The following is a 20035-nucleotide window of genomic DNA, read 5'->3' as shown; positions in this document are numbered from 1 at the left end:
CTACCACTATCCTCTATAAGTAAGGATATAAAAGTCTGATGTAGCGGTTGTAATGACCCAGCCAGGTGGAATTTGGGTAATTTTTGCGGTCTGTACGGTCGTTCCAATGCTTGCCCCTCCCACATACATCCATACAAAGTAATCCGAAGTTGCTTGGGTGATCACCCAATTTGTTGGAATTCGAGTGAACTTTGCAGTCTGTACGGTCTGTCCAAAGCTTGCCCCTCCTACATACTTCAGTTGATAAAAATCCGAAGTTGCTAGAGTAATCACCCAGTTTTCTGGAACTTGGGTTATTTTTGCCGTCTGAATTGTATGTCCGAAGCTTGCTCCTCCTACATACGTCCATACAAAGAAATCACTTGTTGCAAGAGTGATCACCCAGTCTTTTGGAATGGGGGTCGTTCTAGCAGTCTGTACTGTCTGACCCAACCTTGCTCCACCTACATATTGGATGATGTAGTAGTCACTCATTGCTGTTGTAATGACCCAATCTGGAGGAATCGGAGTTGATTTTGAAATTTGTCTTGTAGCTCCAAAATTAACACTAGTTATTCTTGATACTTTACGAGAGTCGGTTGAATTATTATGAAGTAACGTTTCCTGAGAAGATGTTGTGAGTTCAGTAGCCTTGGTAGGAATGGATAAAGACATTGTAACTACTAGTAGACCTAAAGCAGAAACCATACTTTTTTTAAGCATGAACAAAACACCCTCTCATAAAAAATATTTTCTGTTAGGATTCGCTATTTTCTTATTAAGCTCCTTTGAGAATTTGGTTTTATTTTAATGTTTTTACATAAATTGTTATAGACTTAATCCCCGATTCAACGATAGAGACAGTCCTTTTTGTGCTACGACTCCATCGCCCATGTGGCGTGTCTAAGTAAGCCTATTTCTTCAATATAGCCCATTCGACTATAACAAAATTAAGAATGAGACCAGCCCAAATGTTAACATTCAATACCTCACCAATGACGGTTTCCATACCGTGCGGAAGAGAAAAGCCTTGTAAAATATAGTAGAGAAGGAGTAATACTGGCACTAAAAGTCGCGCGCTTATGGCAACTAATGTCATTCCAAAACTGCGAATCATCCATTTTCGGTGTTCCTCATATTGTCTGTTGATTGCGGTACGATACCCTTTCCAGCAAGTGAACAGCCAAGCTAACGATAAGATAAGGAAGCTTGTTGCCTTCATGAAATTTTCTGCATAAAAGATACTCGCTAAAGAAAGTAGTCCGCTGATAAACACACTGTACACATAAACCCTTCCAAGAAAACGATGTATCCTTGGTTTCTTTAGGCGAATTCGGTCGACAAACTGGAAAAAACCAGTGAGAAGAGCAATGAAAGCAGACATGATATGAGCAACTAATAAAGGATACTGAACAGTGCCGGGAATAATCGTTATTCGACTGTTTGTAGGATCTAATGTTAAATAGGGAAACATAAATGGAACGATAACCACGAGAGATACAAGAAATAATCCCCACCAAGTTTTAGGAAGTTTCTCAAGCATGCAAAAACCGCTCCCTTCTGAATCATTTTTCTTACCCTCATCCTAAATGCAAGTTCAAAACAAACCCTAAACGATTTCTAAAAAAAGGATAAAAACTGAACGTCATAAAGAAAAAGGGGGAGTAAAGGAGGATCTCGTTCCTTACATAAAAAAACAAAGACCAACATTCGCCGGTCTTTGACTCATAATCAGTTATTAATTGGGCTCTAGCACAAAGTAATACGGTTTGGAGAGAAGATTGTGCAAATGATCGCGTACTTCCACGTTAGGCAATCGGTTTAATGATTCGCTAATTTCTCGTTTCATCTCGGCGTACTGGCTTTCATACTGCTCTTCCAGGCCTTGTTGTTTCTCTTCGTGAATTACTTTTGCTAAACGCTTTGCTATCCCAAATAGCTCTTGATTGGTCTCACCATAATCAGATTCATTAGCGGTTGCCAAATATCCGCGCATTTCTGCCAACCGAGACAGGGTATCACGCCAGTTCCAACCTTGAATATTTATTTCTCTTGTTTGAGAGCATATCTCAACAAAAGGATTTTTCGATAACAAATCTTCTAATGTACGCCATGAATCTGGTCGCAGAGATTCTTCGAGTTTTTGTAGGCAGTATGCATCAGGAGAGAGTAACTCTACCACTTCACGAAACGCTGGAATCGAGTTTCGTTGATAGCTTTTGATTCCCCACAAGCTATGTACCTGCAATGCAGTAGCAAAGGACTTACAGTAAGTATCGAGCTCTTCTAATCGTTCCTCATCTAGCTTATGACTAGCAAGAATCCTCGCTTTTACTCCATTATCAGGGATGCTTTCATTCGCTTCACCTAATTGCATGTTTCTTTTGATGTATGTTCGAACCGTGTCTTTTGATATTGATCCATCCTCTTGAGCACCAAGAACTCCAAAGCGATAAGAGATAAAATCCTCGAATCCTTTACTACTTCCGAATCCATCATCGATGGCATGCAAATCTGGTTGCACTTCCATCATTTCAGCGAGCACCTGCTCCTCAAGTCCATAAATGCATGCTTCTATATGTGTCCAGTAGCTTCTACATTCGTCTTCGCTCCCCAGTACACGTTGATAGACGTCATGGAAGAATAGGATATGAGCAATTTCGTGGAAGTAATTTTGAAAAGGAAACTTGATGTGACTTCCTTCCAAATACGATCCTGCATTTTGGTAGATCCGTCCATGCTCTGGTCTGAATAACGTTGGTAGCGTCGAATGCAAATCTAAGTATAATCCAATCCCTTCATTGTAACTATGTGCCCAAACTGCTAAATAGGTTGGGCTTAGCAACAAAGCGATGGAGTGATTGGTAATTTGAACAGGCAAGTTGAAATAGCCGCCGTTTATTTGAGGCTGTAAGCTTAACCAGGTCATTCCAACTGCTAGAGCCTGATATAAAGGAAACTCACCATCCGCTGATGCGTCTCTACAATATTGTTGAAGTTGACGTATATCGCTTACAATTCCATGGTTGATAAAATCGTAGTTACCCTCGAATCTCTCAAGTCCCTCAATAAAATCCTCTGGTGATACCGTTAAAAATACGTTAATTCCATCCACCCAAAGATCGGAACCAATCTCTGATTCCAGCCATGCGTCTGCGTCCTCGGCAAGCTCTCTCAACTGATGATATCTTTCCAACAAATGCGCTTGATTCATAAATTGCACCATCCCGTCATGTTTGCTTACTGCCTGGAAAGCGAGAACTTCTTGGAAAAAATTCAAGAGCACACGAGGTGCTCTTGAACAATCGATTACTTTTTACACGCAAGTGTCATAATTGGATGGAGAAGCAATTTCATTTCTTTAACGTCTTGATTGCTAGAAAGTTGTACTTTCACTACCTGTTTCATGGGGAATCCCGTCCCTTCCAAATTTTATATAAGGAGATAACGCATGCTTATTTGACTCTCTTACAAGCACACATCAACAACTACACGCCATTTCAGAGCTTTCATTTCTTGCACTTGTTTGTTCTTGTTTACTGCTACTTTTACGACCTTTTTCATGAGTTTACACCTCCTTTCTATAAGAATGGAATTATGTGTACCTTTTATCAACAAAAGGCTTAGTTGTAATTATAAGGAAAATTGACAATTCATTTCAAGTTAAGAAAAATAAATATTTTCTGAAATATGTAAATCTTATTGATGGTGGCTTATTCCAGGGAAGGTACTTCCTGCTGCGACACTAGGGGTGCTTGTAGTAAACTGTATCAGGGGTGTAAGCTTGATTTCCGGCAACTTGGAGTAACTGAGCTCATAGCGTTTGGAGTGTCTTTCTCTTACGTGGGGAGCGGTACTTTGAATTATGTATGTTTGAAAAGAATGTTTATTTAGAGTATAGTATCAGGATGTATAAATGAAGGTTGGTTAAGTAACCATCTGAATGAACATTGATGAATGAGAGATATAGAACAATTAGGAGGATTGTTGTGTCACAGAAAGCGCCAGTTTCTTTTGTAGTTACGATAGGATTCATGTTGTTTGCTTTGTTTTTTGGGGCGGGGAATTTAATTTTTCCGCCAATGCTCGGCCAATTAGCAGGAACAAATGTATGGATAGCCAATGCAGGTTTTTTGGTTACAGGGGTCGGGTTACCTTTGCTAGCGATCACAGCCTTTGTTTATTCGGGAAAAGACGACTTGCGCTCTTTAGCCAGTCGCGTGCATCCCGTATTCGGAATTGTATTTACGATTGTTCTATATCTAGCAATCGGTCCGTTTTTTGCGATACCGAGATCCGGCAATGTATCGTTTGATATTGGGATAAAGCCTTTCCTATCAGAACAGGCAGGTTCGGCACCGCTGATTCTATTTACCATCCTGTTTTTCGCAATTGCCTGCTTCTTATCGCTCAATCCTATGAAAATTATCCATGTAGTCGGAAAAATCTTAACTCCAATTAAATTGACATTTATCGGAATTATTGCAGTAACGGCTATTATTTATCCAATTGGAGCCCTTCAAGCCCCGCAAGCAGATTACACATCCGATGTATTTTTCAAGGGTTTTCAAGAAGGGTATTTAACATTGGATGCGCTTGTAGCTTTTGTTTTTGGAATGATCATTGTGAATGCGATTAAAGAAAAAGGAGTTACTGCCAAAAAACAAGTTTTGGCTGCGTGCGCAAAAGCAACAATAATAGCCGGTTTACTCCTCGCTCTTTTCTATACCGCACTCTCCTTTATGGGTGCTTCTAGTGTAGAAAAGTTGGGCCACTTAGAAAATGGCGCTGAAGTTTTGGCGAAAGTTTCAAATTACTACTTTGGTTCTTATGGTGCCGTTTTATTGGGATTAATGATTACAGTGGCATGCTTGACTACAAGTGTAGGGCTTATTACAGCCTGCTCTTCTTTTTTTCATTCATTGCTTCCGAAGATTTCTTACAAAAAATTCGCGGTTATTTTGTCTGTTTTCAGTACACTCGTTGCGAATATTGGATTAACGCAACTCATTAAGGTCTCCGTTCCGATCTTAATGACCATGTACCCGATTGCGATCTCGTTACTCTTCTTGACGTTTCTGCATAAAGCATTCAATGGCAGGCCAGAAGTGTATCAAGGAAGTTTACTTTTCACTTTTCTGATTAGTCTGTTTGATGGCTTAAAGGCTGCTGGAGTCGAAAATAGTGTTGTCCATCATTATTTTACTCAGTTCCTTCCACTGTATGACGTAGGTTTGGGCTGGCTACTACCTTCTCTTATAGGTGGGGTATGCGGATACATGATCAGTGTATCCCGGAAGAATACGTATCACGTTCAAAAACACAAGGAGGCATGAATCTAACTTTTCACATAGACACATGCCACTTAGAAGATGCATTACAAACCCGTCTCTTACCATATAGGAGACGGGTTTTTTCATAAGTCAATCAGTATCGAGTGATAGTTAAAAATATTTTTATTTTTCTAAAGTTTACTGATTGAAGTTACCTATTTTATGGTATTCTATTTTTTGCTATGGATGTCATATATATGGGGTGCATAACGATGATAGGGCACACGACAGAGAAAGAACGGACGATATTTGATCATACTGGGAATAGGATCAAGACAGAAGACCGAGAGATTCGAATTCTTGCTAAGTATGAGGAACCACTGGTTGTCGTGTTAGGAAATGTGCTTAGCGATAGCGAATGCGATGAGCTAATCGAACATTCCAGAGAACGATTGCAACGCTCAAAAATAGGCGAAGATCGTTCAGTCAATTCTATTAGAACGAGCAGCGGGGTGTTCTGCGAGCAGACGGAGACGATTACAAGAGTCGAGAAGCGTATCTCCCAAATTATGAACATTCCGATTGAGCATGGTGATGGCTTGCAAGTTCTACGATATACCCCTGGTCAAGAATATAAACCTCATTATGATTTCTTTGCAGAAACGAGTCGAGCAAGTACGAACAATCGCATTAGCACGCTCGTGATGTATTTGAATGATGTGGAGCAAGGCGGAGAAACGGTGTTTCCTTTGCTAAATTTATCTGTATTCCCTACTAAAGGCATGGCTGTCTACTTTGAATATTTTTATAGAAATCGAGAATTAAACGAGTTCACTTTGCATGCAGGGACACAAGTGATCCATGGGGAGAAGTGGGTGGCAACGATGTGGATGAGAAGACAAAGCTTTCGGGTCTCCTAGATCATGATGCACTACGGTTAGTATCGGGGGAATCCCCAAAATACATATGCGAAACTACCACCTGACAAAGGTGGCTTTTTTATGTCCTCAAGCCAAAAGTCGGCTGCTTGAACTCCCTTATATACTTGAAACGAATATTATCAAGTGTTAGACTATTTTTTATTTATTGCATAATAGCTATATGCTAAATACAAGGGGGCATCCGATGCCTATCTTACAGAAGAAAGCAAACCACTCGAAAAAGATTAGTCTAGTGACACTTTTAACAGGACTAGTCTCTTTATCCGTTGTTCTGACTGTTACTATCCTACTTATCTCATTCTATCAATCCAAAAAACAGGCACTGATTCACACGACGTTGACCTTAAATCACACAAGTGCACTTAAAATGAGTCACACCATAGACGCTTTGATAAAATCCATGCGGAGTAGCTTACAGTATTCGGCGAGCATCTTTTCCGATATGCACGCGATGGATGCAGATGAAATACATAGGAAGCTTGAATTGATACGTCGTACCAACAACTATTTTAATTCGATTATCGTGGTGGATGAAACCGGGCTTGTTCGAGGGGTGTCTCCTGAATCAATTGGTACAGCAGGAACATATGTGAAAATGGATGTGGGGAAAAGGGTACTGGCATTAAAAGAGCCCTATATTTCTGTACCATATATCACTGCACATTCGAATCGTCTCATTTTGCTTATTAGCGAACCCATTTTCGATAAAGACGGAATCTACCGTGGGTTTATCGGGGGAACGATTTATCTTCATGAAGAGAACATTTTAAATACGATCCTGGGGAGCAACCCAACGGACGAGTTAGGTTCTTCTTTCTACATCGTAGGATCAAACGGTCATTTGTTGTTCCACCGCGATGCAAGTCGAATCGGAGAGGATATCAGTGCAAATCCAGCCGTGCGCAAACTCATTCAAGGCCAAAGTGGCTATGAACCGATTGTCAACTTGAGGGGACAGATGGAATTGGCCGCTTACGTGAAGGTTCCAGAGAATGACTGGGGTGTCATTGTTGTGTCCCCTATCAGTGTTGTTTATGAACAAGTAAATCGTGATATTCAATTCGTTTTGTTGTATACGCTGCCTCCCTTTTTATTATTAATGTTAGTTGTGATTGGGCTCGCGCGCAAAGTAGCAAGGCCTTTCGTCTCCCTGGCCGATCTTGTGAGCAAGGCCGGTAGAGAAGAGGTTGAGTTCTCGGAAGGTAGACAGCATTGGAATCGAGAGGCTGAGCTGTTAACTCGAGCCATTCGCTTTACATTAAACGATATCAAAAAACAGACAGATCAGTTGGCTCATGATGCGAGAACAGATCCGTTGACAGGGCTAACAAACCGAAGAACGCTCGAGGAAACCATGCAAAAATGGATGATGGAGCAAATCCCCTTTTCTATTATTATGATGGACCTTGATCGATTTAAAGCTATTAATGACACATATGGTCATCAGTCTGGAGATGAGGTGTTGAAACATTTTGCGAAAATGATTTCTTCATCACTTCGGCCAGAAGATGTGAGCTGTCGCTTTGGTGGTGAGGAATTTGTTGTCCTTGTTTCCCATGCTGGCTTGGAGGAGGCCTATCAGCTGGCCGAACGAATACGCCATGCTTTAGAAACAAGCACCAATCCAATCGGGCAGCGGCTAACCGTTTCTCAAGGCATTGCACACTATCCTTCCCATGCTGTTTCGGCTGAAGATCTGATGCATGTAGCTGATGAAGCCATGTACAAGGCGAAAAGATCGGGTAGGAACCAAACAAGGATAGCAGAAGTGGAGTAATCTATGTTAGGAGGGAAGAGGCGAGAGATCGCCTCTTTCTTTTTCGAAAAAAAATCACTTGTTCGGTGCTAAAAAAGTAAATTCGGAGATATATTATCTCGCGTTTTACATATGCATGTAACAAATGGATAATTAAGGAAACTTCTGGTTTGGAAATGTGAAGCACATGATTCTTGTATCTCACTTTGAAAGAGGGGGATTCGTATGGAGAATGTTGTCACACGGGAACAGTATGAGAGGGCACAACGCTTGCATCCTTCCAATTATTACGACGCAGTATTCAATATTTTTGTCAGGCCAAACTGGATCAGCGGGAATCGATTCTGGTACATCCGAGAAATCCGTTTGGAAAAGGGTACTGGCAGACAATATGTGATCGTGGATGCTGAACAGAATACGAGTCAGCCAGCATTCGACCACGCGCGATTAGCCGTCTGTTTGTCAAGAAGGTCAGGAGAAACGTATAGCGCAGATACATTGCCACTTGGGGAACTTTTGATTACTGAGAATGGAACGTCATTCCAGTTTGAGGTGGGCGGTACAGTTTGGAACTGTGATTTACAGCAATACAGCTGCAAGCCCATCGATCATGTTGATAAGCCGTCGATGGATGAACTGCCGTCTCCAGATGGAAAGTGGGTGGCCTTCGTATATGATCACAACTTGTATGTTCGGTCAGTCGAAACCGGAAAGCGTTTCAGGCTGACCCGCGACGGCAAGGCATACTATGATTACGGAACCCAGCCTGAATGTCGGCTCTCGACCGTGGCGGAGCGATTGAATAACATGAAGCTTCCTCCAGTAGCGATTTGGTCGCCCGATTCCAAGATGCTGTTGACCCATCGGCTTGATCAAAGAAAGGTGCGCAATTTGCATCTGATTCAATCGGTTCCGAAAGGCGAAGAAGTCAGACCGGTACTGTACTCATACCGTTATCCACTGGTTGGCGATCCACACGTACCGTTGGCAGAGCTGGTCGTCTGTGATTTAGAAAGGCGTACCACAGTCCAGATTGAAAGCGAGCCTTTAATAGCGTGTCCAGTCTCACCTCTCACTCCGGGGATGCAAATGGCTGGATGGTCAGCCGACAGTAAACAGGTATATATCGCCCGGATGTCCCGTGATGCCCGCTCTGTCGATTTTTCCGTAGCTGATCCTTGCTCCGGTGAGGTTTGCACGCTACTGAGGGAACAAAGCGATACGTTTTTGAACCAAGACCTGCATAACCTTGGAGCAACTAATCCGAATATTCGGTTATTGGCTGATGGTTCGTTCATCTGGCACTCAGAGCGTGATGGGTGGAGCCATCTCTATCATTGCGATGGCAAAACCGGAGAGATTCGCAATCCGATTACATCGGGTTCCTGGACGGTACGAAAATTGATGGCAGTGGACGAGCAGCAGGGATGGGTGTATATCACTGGAGGAGGCCTAGAAGAGGGGCGCGATCCTTATTATCAACACCTGTATCGCGTTCGCCTAGATGGAACGGGTCTGTCGTTGCTGACGCCAGAAGATGCAGAGCATGATGTTGTGTTTTCTCCCACTATGAAGTATTTCGTGGATACGTTTTCGCGAGTTGATATGCCGCCTGTTTCTGTTCTCCGCTCGATAGATGGCACGCTGATTCGCGAATTGGAGCACGCTAATGTGGAAATGCTGCTCGAGATGGGGTACCAAATACCAGAAAGGATTACCGTTAAAGCACGAGACGGTGTGACTGATCTTTATGGATTGATGCTGCGACCATTCCCGTTTGATCCTTCACGCAAGTATCCGGTCGTCGATTACATTTACGGGGGACCACAGATCATCAATACGCCGAAAGCTTTCGCGCTCGATCCCGGTCGAAGCCATGACCCGCTGGGTGGTGCACAATCATTGGCGCAGTTGGGCTTTATCGTATTAATCCTAGATGGGATGGGGACACCTTATCGCTCCAAATGGTTCCATGACATCTCAAATGGAAAATTGGAGGAAGCAGGAGGTTTGCTTGACCATGTGACAGCGGTAAGGCAATTGGCTGAGCGCTACCCGTATGTGGATGTTGATCGGGTAGGCATATGGGGCTCGTCAGGGGGAGGCTACGCTTCGACAAGGGCCATGCTCTCATTTCCTGAGTTTTACAAGGCTGCGGTTTCCGCGTGTGGTAATCATGATCAACGGCTATATATTGCAGCATGGGCGGAACGCTATCAAGGTTTGTATGACCCGGACTTGTACAGGGATCAAGACAATGCACATCTGGCAGCCAATTTGAGAGGAAAGCTCTTACTGGTGAGCGGAGATATGGATGATAATGTGCATCCTTCCCAAACGATTCGGATGGCGGATGCGCTGATTAAAGCGGACAAAGATTTTGACATGCTGCTATTGCCCAACCGACATCACGGCTTTTCCATGGAACCGTACTTTATCCGCAGAAAGTGGGATTATTTTGTACGGCACTTGATGAGAGCAGAACCTCCGTGGGGGAATCAAATAGCCAACAATAAGGCCATTGATAAAGAGCCGATAGAGAAATAGTGTGTGAGAGGAAAGAAAACGGTGAACTACGAAGAGGAGCCCTAAGAAGAGCTCCTCTTTTCCTTTTTTATGGAGAAGGCAGTAGCTATTTTATCTCACGAAAACTTGCACTGACCTTTTGCAGTTCTTGCTTAAGGGACTCAAACCTTTTTTCTTCTGTCCAAGCCATGATTTGATGAAAATGTGTAGGCGTTTCGACCAATGTCACAATATAAGCGACCTTAATGCCGTCTACTTCGCCTTTGGCATTGAATTGGATGGCCACCTGGTTGTCGACTACAGTACGAATCTGTTTATCAACGGATACATGATCTACAGCCTCTTGAAGGTTTGACTCAATGACTTGGGCATAGTCTTGAAGCGAGAATGAACTATCTAGATCCTGTTTCGATTCTGACAGTACCAATACATACTTTTCGCTGAATCGATTGGAGATGGCTATATCAGCTTCATCATGAAGGGCTGAATCCTTATCCCAATCGGAAGGGGCTGTTATTTGAAACTTTTTATTTTCGCTATAGAAAATTTCTTCGGTAGGCGTTCTTGATGCGAGATCGACTATCCCAAAAATCATACCAATGATGGATAGAACGGCTACGATGGAGAAGACAACAGCAAGTACGGTTGTTTGCTTTTTGCTGATGTTGTTCAGATCCTTCACTTTAACGACGTATGTATTCGCTGCTAGATCGCCTAACCGTTGTCTTTTGTCGGAAGCCAACACACTGATACCAGCTGGCAACCCGCCTAGAAGAAACGCATTTGCTTCGAATAGACGAATGAGGGAACGGATAAATGATTTCCATACCCCCGGTGGTCGTCCTTCTGCATTGACAGCAATGATGCGGAAAGTAAATTTTCCGATCGTATATCCGGTAAGTCCTTCTAACAGTACATAATAAGAACATAGGATAATGGCGGCTAGGATAAAGAAGTAAAGACCGTTGGCGTCTTTATCAATGGAAACCCCAAGTGACAGCAATCCGATTAGAAAACAAGCGAGAAGAATATGATCAAGAACATGGGCTCCCCATCTCGTGAAAAAAATCGTCGCCCTGTCGTATGATTTCGATAAATCCCCCATGTTTTTTGGCGGCTCTTGTTGGGCAAGAGGAAAAAACTCTGTCGGTACCGATAATGATGGCGGTTGTTGCTCCAATTTTGTGCACCTCCTGAAAAAATGTAAACATATTACATTTAACCACTTTGAAAATTGTATTGTCAATTGTAGACAATTAAAATGGGAAAAGATGAGTAAGATCAGTGTGCCAAGATGCTGCAACTCAAACAGGATAAAAGGCTATACAGTAAAAAAGTCGCGATAGAAGCCAGACGAATCAACAGAATGCTTCGATGACTCAAGGTAAACCCGACATTTGTACCGGTCGGGTTTTTCTCTGTCTGGATGCAACGTTCATAAAAAAAATACCCACTCTGGGATCACTTTGCTGTATCTTTAATCTGAGCAATATTTCCTATCTTTATATGGACTCTTTTTCCCCGATAGCCAACTTCATTGCGCTTCAAGTCATCGATAGCGAGGCTACTTTCCATGTTTCCTTCATGAATGTCATTTTACTTCTAGGCAGGAGATGCGTATGGATTTATTAACGTACAGTCCACTTATCGCAACCAAGCTTCATGTTCCGAAGTATGGTTCGGACTTGTTACTTCGGCATCAAATATTGAAAGAAATCGATGATGCGGGCGAAGCAAGATTGATTCTCGTGTGCGCGCCAGCCGGTTTCGGTAAAACGACAGCAGTCAGTCAATGGACGCAAAATTCCGGCAAACCGACCGGTTGGATCTCCCTGGATGAATCCGATAATGATCCCGTGCGCTTTTGGCGATATTTTGCTAGGGCAATTGAAAGGGCACAGGAAGGCTTGGGCAAAGAATCTTCCTCGGTGCTTCACCCCCAGTATACGGCTTCTGCTGAGCAGCTGATGTCCGTGCTACTCGAAGAAATTGCGGGGTTTGAACGTGATTTTTATCTGGTATTGGACGATTACCATCTCATTAAGGAGCCTTCCATTCATGAAGGACTGCAGACACTGATCCAGCATGCTTCCTTATATATGCATGTCGTCCTGATTACGCGGGAGGAACCTCCTTTTGCCCTACACCGTCTACGCGTTCGGAAACAGTTGAAGCAACTGGGCTCAGACACTCTTCGGTTCAATGAGGACGAGTGCCGGCGCTTATTCCATGAGCAACTAGGTCTGAGTCTGTCAGAACAAGACATTGGCTTGCTAAGCAAACGAACGGAGGGATGGGTGGCCGGTTTGCAGTTAGCAGCCCTCTCCATGCAAGGAAAGTCCGAAGCTTCTAAGGTCATTCATCAATTTTCCGGTAATGACAAATATGTCGGGGAATATTTGACGGAAGAAGTATTGAAACGGCTTCCAGAAAAGGTGCAGATGTTTTTGTTGAAAACGTCCATACTGCCGCGTCTGACAGGCGATCTATGCGCAGCCGTTACGGGAGAGCCGGATGCTCACGACATCCTTCGCACGTTGGAGAGAATGAATTCATTTGTCATCGCACTGGATGGCGTAAATGAGTGGTATCGTTATCATCATTTATTCGCAGAACTTCTACTTTCCCATGTAAGAAAGACATATAATGAACTACTTCCTGCCCTACATATCTCTGCAAGCTGTTGGTTTGAAAGTCACGGGTGGATAATGGAGGCGACTGAGCATGCGTTTCTCGGAAAAGATTGGACCCGGGCGAGCCGTTTGATCGTCTCACATGCGCCGTGGATGTTGAAACAGTACGAAAATATAACACTGCGCAGATGGATGAAATACTTTGAGAAGTCCTGGTTGGAATGCAACCCTGAGCTGTGCATTGCTTTTGCTTGGCTGCATGCTGTATCCAACGAAATTGATCAGGCGGAAATCCTCCTTCAATTGGCTGACGAAGCAACACGGACCAATCATGGGAGCTTTGACGACTGTCGAGTAGAAATGTGTGTGCTTCGGGGATATATCGAAGTGATGCGGGGAAATGTTGACCTCTCCCTCAAATATATGGAAGAGTCGGTTCAAATGAAGCCAAAATTCAGCCGCTACTTCATCGTCGGCATAGAGCTGAATTCAGATGAGCCGTACGTGCTGCGTAGTCGTGTGGCCTTGAGCGGGTATTTGTCCAATGTGAATGAATACTATCCAAAATTAAGGGCGATCTGGAAGCACAGTGGTCTTGGCATATTAGCCTACGGTTCTATCGTGATGGCTGAGCTCTATTATGAGAAAAATGATTTTGAGCAGTTAAAATATTTCGTACCGCGAGCAATCCAGTTAGGCACCATCTCCTTGAATTTTGGCGTATTGGTCCCAGTGTATCTGACTTTGGCCCGATGGAGAAAGGCAGAGCATCGTAACGACGAGATGTGGCTGGCCATGGAGGAAATCACCTTGCTATGCCGCCAGCACGATGCGCCTCCCCATTGGATGTCTTTTGTAGAAACATTCCGCGTCCGATTATGGATCGAAGAAAACCGACGGGAAGAAATAGAAAAATGGGCTGAGCCCTACACGAAAATGAATGTCGATATTGTCGCTTCCCGACATGAATTTGAGCGAATGACGTTGGCCCGGGTATACATCTATTTAAAAAACGACAGTGCAGCCATCATGCTACTAACGAGCTTAAAGCACGAGGCGGAAATAAAGGATCGGCTCGGGAGTCGGATTGAAGTCTTTCTTTTGCTCAGCCAAGCTTACATGATTCAAAAACAGCATCATGAAGCGATGACGTGTATGCGCATGGCGGTAATGTTAGCCGCGCTAGAAGGCTATGTACGCACTTTTTTGGATGAAGGCCCTGGCGTCGCCAAAATGCTCTATTCGCTCTATAAAAGCAAAAACGTATCCAAGCAAGAGATGGCTTATCTTTCGATGCTGCTCAAAAGTGTGGAGAAGGAATTTCCTACGCTTGATATTCAAATCCGGGTATCCCCCGCATTGGAAAAATTGACGGAAAGAGAGTCGGAAGTGCTGGCACTGATCGGTGAAGGGTTATCCAACTCCGAGATTGCGGACAAGCTGCATCTCACCCTGGGGACGGTAAAAGGGCATGTGCATCAAATTTTTAGCAAGCTCCAGGTGAAAAATCGGGCACAAGCAATCGTCAGATTAAGAGAAAGTGAGATCGATCATTAGAATCACCCCGCCTATACGGTGGGGTTTTTTGTTGAGAAAAAAACAATCATCAAAAGACATAACTTTAGTTAGTATTTTTTGCAAAAGACTGTTGTTACCATATTTTTGTTTCACCTAGATGTTTTGCTAGGGGAGTGTGTCGACAGTAGGAGGAGTTCAAATGAATAAGGAAGGAGGACAGTGTTATTGATGAAAAGAATGATTGCTCGTTTGTTGGTATTTACTTTGTTGTTTGCAATTGTCCAACCTGTGTTTATTCAAGAAAAAGTGAACGCAGCTAATCTTACAGATGTGATTCGAGTAGAGGCGGACAAGTTCGTGGATACGTCTGGTGCCTATCCAGATGGATTGCAATATGAATTGATTCAGAACGCGTTGATCGTCGGCTACGCGCGAGACTCTGGCGGGGACTATGGGGCTGCGAATGCTGCCCTGCGTTTTGACCTGAGCGGCGTGAAAAGTGAGAAGAGAATTGAGTCTGCCGCCCTGAAAGTTTATGTGCATAAGGTAGAATCAACAGGCGGAGATATGCCCTTTATTGATTTATGGGGCTCGCTTGATGACAGCTGGAACGATGATTTTACGATGACGCTACCAGTGCATCATGAAAGAATCATAACAAATGAGATACTTCCCAGTAATTTCACAGGGTGGAAATCGTTTGACGTAACCAGCTTTGTTAAGAGCCAGATTCCAGACAAAAAAGCTACCTTTGTTTTAAGAGGACGACAAACAGCGCCACCTGTTCCCCTTTTGTATCAGCCTCAAATCGTTTTCTATGACAAAAGAAATCCTAGCTACGCTTCTCAGCTGGAAATCACTTATGCTGCTAACACTCCACCAACCGATATCCTCTTATCGTCCAATTCGATTCCTGAAAACAATCAAATAGGAGCGGTAGTTGGTACGCTTTCGGCAGTAGATCCTGATCAAGGAGAAACCGTTACGTTTAGCATTTTAAACAATACGGTGCCATTTACTATTGAGGGAAATCAACTGAAGGTAACGGAAAAATTTGATTTTGAAACGAAGCCGACTTACGACGTACCGATAACCGCAACAGACTCGGCTGGCAATTTCTTTACCAAGGTGATGACCATCCAGGTGACAGATGTAAATGAACCACCTACGACAGCGACGGTTACCATCAATGGCGGTGCTGCGATTACGAATTCAGCAAATGTGACGCTCACCATGACCCAGGATGACCCTGACGCGACCAAGCCCGAGTACCGTTTGACAAATGCGGAAGGTGGTCCTTGGAGCGAATGGAAGTCGTTTGTGACACCTGTAACGTGGACCCTTACGACAGGGGAAGGGACCAAAACGGTCTTCATGGAGCTGCGTGACGGAACAGGAACTGTCTTGCAAGCGCAGGATAGCATTGTGCTGGATACGACGCCTCCGGCAGGGACAATCGAGATCAATAACGGGAACGTAGCTACTTCATCGGAAAAGGTCGAGCTTACCATACAGGGCAGCGATGCGAACGGCCCGGTAGAGTTGATGTTGTCGAATGATAACAACTTTACAGGTAGTTGGGTTCCAATCCCAGCCAATAACAAGCTGGAATGGAACTTGGCTAGTGGAGACGGACAAAAAACAGTCTACGCGAAGTTCCGTGATGGTGCAGGGAATCAGTTTACGACATCGGATACCATCGTGTTAGACAAGACGCCACCTGTTGTGACGGGGGTTGCGAATGGCAGCTTTTATACGGCAGATGTCACCCTTGTCTTCGACGATGGCACAGCGACATTGAATGGAGCTCCTTTTGCCAGCGGCACAAAGGTGAGTGCGGAGGGCAAGTATACGCTGGTAGTGACAGATACAGCGGGGAACACGACTACGGTAACCTTTACCCTGGATAAAACCCCGCCTACTGGAACTCTTGCGATCAATAATGGAGCCACCCATACGAATAGCCAGGATGTCATTTTGCAAATCGATGCCACTGACATTTCCAGCAAGGTAAAAGTGAAGCTGTCCAACGATAACATCAGCTGGAGTGCGCCAGAGAATGTTGCGACCAGCAAGGCTTGGAAGCTAACAAATGGGGATGGGCAGAAAACGGTCTATGTACAGTTGATCGACGAAGCTGGCAACACTCATGATTTACAGTCTACGATTACACTCGACACGGTTGCACCTGTTGTCACAGGGGTAGAGAACAACAAGCTGTACAATCAGAGTGTTACGATCAGCTTCAACGAAGGAAAGGCGACCTTGAACGGAAAGCCGATAGCTGACGGAGAAATCGTCAATGCGGATGGAGCCTATACGCTGATTGTCACAGATGAAGCGGGCAATACAACGACGCTTGCATTTTCCATCGATCAAACAAAGCCGTCAGGCAGTCTCAAGATCAATGGTGACGCCAATTATACCAATACACTTGCAACCACATTGCAAATTGCCGTTACCGATTTCAGTAATGACCTACAGATGCGCTTTTCCCATGATACGAGTGATCCAGCCAATTGGACTTCCTGGGAAACGCTGACCACGACAAAGACATGGACCTTGCCGACTGGTGACGGAACGAAGTCGGTTTACATGGAAGTAAAGGACAAAGCAGGGAATATTGCCAGCTTTACCGATGAAATCACACTCGATATGACCAGCCCTACGGGTGCCTTCGAAATCAATCAAGGCCAGTTGTATACCAACTCAAGCAAAGTTACGTTGAGTGTGGAGTCGGCTGATGCTCATGGTGTGGAAATGCGCTTGTCCAATGACAACCTGACGTGGAGTAATTGGAAAACAGCACCAACAAAAGGCGATGTTCCATGGGAGCTGAGCAGTGTTGATGGAGCCAAAACGGTCTATCTCGAGCTGAGAGACCCGGCCGGAAACCAACAGTCCCTTCAAAAGCAAATCACACTAGATTCTGCTGGACCAGTCGTCACAGGAGTCGCTCAAGATGGTGTCTATGCGAGCGACGTAACGATTTCCTTCAACGAGGGAACCGCATTACTGAATGGTAATCCGTTTACGAGCGGTTCTGTCGTTACTGTGGAAGGATCGTATGAATTGGTCGTCACAGATGAGGCACAAAATCGCACGACGATTCGTTTCACACTGGATAAAACACCACCGACAGGAACGCTTAGCATCGATAATGGAGCCGAATTTGCCAAAACAGAAGATGTGACGCTACACCTTACTTCCTCAGGGAATACAGACGACATCGAAATGCTTGTCTCTAACGCGGATGACAATACGGGCACGTGGGAGCGTTTCGTGGAGTCAAAAGCATGGAAGCTGGCTGATGGCAGTACAAACGGAACCAAAACAGTCTATGTCAAGCTGCGGGACAAAGCGGGGAACGTCACAAAGCTAAGCGATACGATTGAGCTGGATGTGGTGGCGCCGACTGGATCGATCACGATTAATAACGGAGACAACTACACCAAGTCCCGTGATGTTACGCTCGCCATAACAGCGAACGACAGTACGAGCGATGTACAAATCCGCTTGGCAAATGGTGACAACGACTGGAGCGATTGGGAGGCAGTAACTGCGACCAAAGCATGGCAACTGAAGTCTGGTGATGGAACCAAGACCGTCGACATGCAGATCACAGACAAGGCAGGGCACATCACAACCGTTTCCGATACGATCGAGCTGGATGCAGATGCGCCAGTTGTTACAGGAGTCGAGGACAAAGGCATTTACAAAGATGACGTGACCATCACCTTCAATGAAGGAACAGCGACATTGAATAGTGTTCCGTTCGCAAGTGGCGACCAGGTAACAAGTGAAGGCAAGCATGAACTGCGGGTCGTAGATGCTTCCGCAAACGAAACCAAGATCACGTTTACCTTGGATAAGACAGCACCAACGGGAACGTTCGTCATCAACAATGATGATCGTCTAACCCACTCTACCAGCGTGAAACTGCATGTTATTGCTTCGGACAATTTGGGAGATGTCGACATGCGCATCTCCAATGACCAAGGCAAGTGGAGCAGCTGGGAAAGAGTGACGGGAACGGTACCCTGGAACTTGACGTATGGCAATGGGATGAAAAAAGTTCTGATCCAGCTTCGCGACCAGGCAGGAAACACCGTCGATCTGGATGATTCCATTGAGCTATATGTGTCGAATCCGCCAACGGGAGAGCCGGTCACCGGAGTTGAGTTGGAGGAAGAGGCGTTAACGCTGCGTGTTGGCGATACAGAAAACCTTCGAGCTACTGTAAAACCAACGAATGCCACCAACAAACGAGTCAAGTGGGAAAGCAGCGATTCTGAGATCGTCGAGGTAGATGAGGAAGGCAAGATCACAGCTGTAGCTCCAGGGAACGCCACGATTACAGTGACGACCGAGGACGGGAGCAAAACTGATTCGGTGGAAGTAATCGTGAAGGAAATACCCACCTTCCAGTTGGAAACAAACGAACCGTCCTTCTGGATTAAGCCAAGAGTAACCACGACCTTGCGACTTTATAAGGTAGAAGGCAAAAAACGCAAAGACATCACGCGAGACAAAAATGTTGAGTACGACACGGAAAACGGGTTGGTTACCGTCAAGCAGGGCCGCATTACGGCAGGCAAAGAAGAGGGAGAAGACATCGTTACCGTTCGCTATATGGGCGAGGAACTGGAGATTCCGGTGACGGTTTCTAAGAAAACGATTCGTTCGTTGACGACTTCCTTCAAGGATTTGGTGCTGGAGATCGATGAGGAAAAGCAGCTAAATCTGACAGCCGTCTTCAGTGACAAGAACACCGAAGAGGTGACAGAGAAAGCAACATGGTCCTCAAGCGACGAAGAGGTCATCGAAGTAACAAAAGAGGGAAAAGTGACAGCGCTGGCTGAAGGGAAGGCTGTCATTACTGCGAAATATGGCGGTAAAAAGGTAACCAATCGTGTGCTCGTAGTAGAGGAAAAGAAAGTAAAAGATTTGCGAGTATCGCGCTCTTCGCTGCACTTGAAGGCAGACAAAACGGGAGAGATCGTCCTGTATGCGGTCTATGAAAATAGATACGAGGAGATCGTCACCAAGGATGCCGAATGGACAGTGGAAGATCCTGAGATTGCGACTGTAGAAAATGGTGTCGTGACCGCACTGGAATCTGGTAAAACAACCATTACAGTGGAATACGGCGGCGAGACCATTACGATTAACATTACAGTCTGGTAAATGAAAAGGGGCTGTTCGATCTACTGTGGAGGGCAGCCTCTTTTCCATTCTGTTTTCAAAGGTGAAGAAATATGGAAAATGCATTCATTGCTTTTGTCACTAGCATGTTGGTTGGGGCTATTTTCTTTGGAATCTTATGGTGGGAAGGCTCGTGGTTCAGTTTTCGGTTTGCGAAGTGGTACTTCGGCATTTTATTTGCAGTCTCGCTAGTAGTAGGAGGGT

Annotated in this window: 10 protein-coding genes; 6 read left to right on the top strand and 4 right to left on the bottom strand. The window is 44.6% G+C overall.

Annotation, left to right across the window (positions count from 1 at the left end):
* Positions 1–6: 6 nt before the first annotated feature.
* From ACQ5DJ_RS00910 to ACQ5DJ_RS00900, 3 genes are all read right to left on the bottom strand, one after another.
* Positions 7–702 carry a hypothetical protein gene (locus ACQ5DJ_RS00910; RefSeq protein WP_429840791.1) on the bottom strand — a complete coding sequence of 232 codons (696 nt, stop codon included), beginning with the start codon at positions 700–702 and terminating at the stop codon, positions 7–9.
* Positions 703–892: 190 nt separating this feature from the next.
* Positions 893–1522, bottom strand: coding sequence for a DUF2306 domain-containing protein (locus tag ACQ5DJ_RS00905; protein ID WP_429840790.1), 630 nt, complete (start codon positions 1520–1522; stop codon positions 893–895).
* A 195-nt stretch (positions 1523–1717) separates the two neighbouring features.
* Positions 1718–3193 carry a hypothetical protein gene (locus ACQ5DJ_RS00900; RefSeq protein WP_429840789.1) on the bottom strand — a complete coding sequence of 492 codons (1476 nt, stop codon included), beginning with the start codon at positions 3191–3193 and terminating at the stop codon, positions 1718–1720.
* 775 nt (positions 3194–3968) lie between these two features.
* Between ACQ5DJ_RS00900 and brnQ the strand changes: the two genes are divergently transcribed.
* From brnQ to ACQ5DJ_RS00880, 4 genes are all read left to right on the top strand, one after another.
* Positions 3969–5315, top strand: a complete 1347-nt coding sequence (brnQ, locus tag ACQ5DJ_RS00895) for a branched-chain amino acid transport system II carrier protein (protein ID WP_429840788.1) — start codon at positions 3969–3971, stop codon at positions 5313–5315.
* A 209-nt stretch (positions 5316–5524) separates the two neighbouring features.
* A complete protein-coding gene (locus ACQ5DJ_RS00890; protein ID WP_429840787.1) occupies positions 5525–6172 on the top strand; it encodes a 2OG-Fe(II) oxygenase in 648 nt (215 codons plus the stop codon).
* A gap of 205 nt (positions 6173–6377) precedes the next feature.
* Complete coding sequence (locus ACQ5DJ_RS00885; protein WP_429840786.1) at positions 6378–7970, top strand: sensor domain-containing diguanylate cyclase; 1593 nt, start codon at positions 6378–6380, stop codon at positions 7968–7970.
* A gap of 204 nt (positions 7971–8174) precedes the next feature.
* Positions 8175–10496, top strand: a complete 2322-nt coding sequence (locus tag ACQ5DJ_RS00880) for a DPP IV N-terminal domain-containing protein (RefSeq protein WP_429840785.1) — start codon at positions 8175–8177, stop codon at positions 10494–10496.
* 85 nt (positions 10497–10581) lie between these two features.
* On the opposite strand, the gene ACQ5DJ_RS00875 is transcribed toward ACQ5DJ_RS00880, so the two are convergent.
* Positions 10582–11655: an RDD family protein gene (locus ACQ5DJ_RS00875; protein ID WP_429840784.1), complete on the bottom strand. Its 1074-nt coding sequence runs from the start codon at positions 11653–11655 to the stop codon at positions 10582–10584.
* A gap of 439 nt (positions 11656–12094) precedes the next feature.
* Between ACQ5DJ_RS00875 and ACQ5DJ_RS00870 the strand changes: the two genes are divergently transcribed.
* Entirely contained in the window at positions 12095–14665 is a 2571-nt protein-coding gene (locus ACQ5DJ_RS00870; RefSeq protein ID WP_429840783.1) for a LuxR C-terminal-related transcriptional regulator, read from the top strand.
* 189 nt (positions 14666–14854) lie between these two features.
* Entirely contained in the window at positions 14855–19813 is a 4959-nt protein-coding gene (locus ACQ5DJ_RS00865; protein WP_429840782.1) for an Ig-like domain-containing protein, read from the top strand.
* Positions 19814–20035 lie beyond the last annotated feature (222 nt).

It is taken from the genome of Brevibacillus sp. FIR094 (assembly GCF_050477165.1).
Classification (GTDB): domain Bacteria; phylum Bacillota; class Bacilli; order Brevibacillales; family Brevibacillaceae; genus Brevibacillus.
The sequence above is the reverse complement of the archived record's forward strand: the minus strand, read 5'-3'. Positions and strand labels throughout refer to the sequence as shown.

What these genes read in the sequence shown, in the direction of transcription:
- ACQ5DJ_RS00910 (WP_429840791.1), bottom strand. Translation starts at nt 702, where the DNA reads ATGCTTAAAAAAAGTATGGTTTCTGCTTTAGGTCTACTAGTAGTTACA.
- ACQ5DJ_RS00905 (WP_429840790.1), bottom strand. Translation starts at nt 1,522, where the DNA reads ATGCTTGAGAAACTTCCTAAAACTTGGTGGGGATTATTTCTTGTATCT.
- ACQ5DJ_RS00900 (WP_429840789.1), bottom strand. Translation starts at nt 3,193, where the DNA reads ATGAATCAAGCGCATTTGTTGGAAAGATATCATCAGTTGAGAGAGCTT.
- ACQ5DJ_RS00890 (WP_429840787.1), top strand. Translation starts at nt 5,525, where the DNA reads ATGATAGGGCACACGACAGAGAAAGAACGGACGATATTTGATCATACT.
- ACQ5DJ_RS00885 (WP_429840786.1), top strand. Translation starts at nt 6,378, where the DNA reads ATGCCTATCTTACAGAAGAAAGCAAACCACTCGAAAAAGATTAGTCTA.
- ACQ5DJ_RS00880 (WP_429840785.1), top strand. Translation starts at nt 8,175, where the DNA reads ATGGAGAATGTTGTCACACGGGAACAGTATGAGAGGGCACAACGCTTG.
- ACQ5DJ_RS00870 (WP_429840783.1), top strand. Translation starts at nt 12,095, where the DNA reads ATGGATTTATTAACGTACAGTCCACTTATCGCAACCAAGCTTCATGTT.
- ACQ5DJ_RS00865 (WP_429840782.1), top strand. Translation starts at nt 14,855, where the DNA reads ATGAAAAGAATGATTGCTCGTTTGTTGGTATTTACTTTGTTGTTTGCA.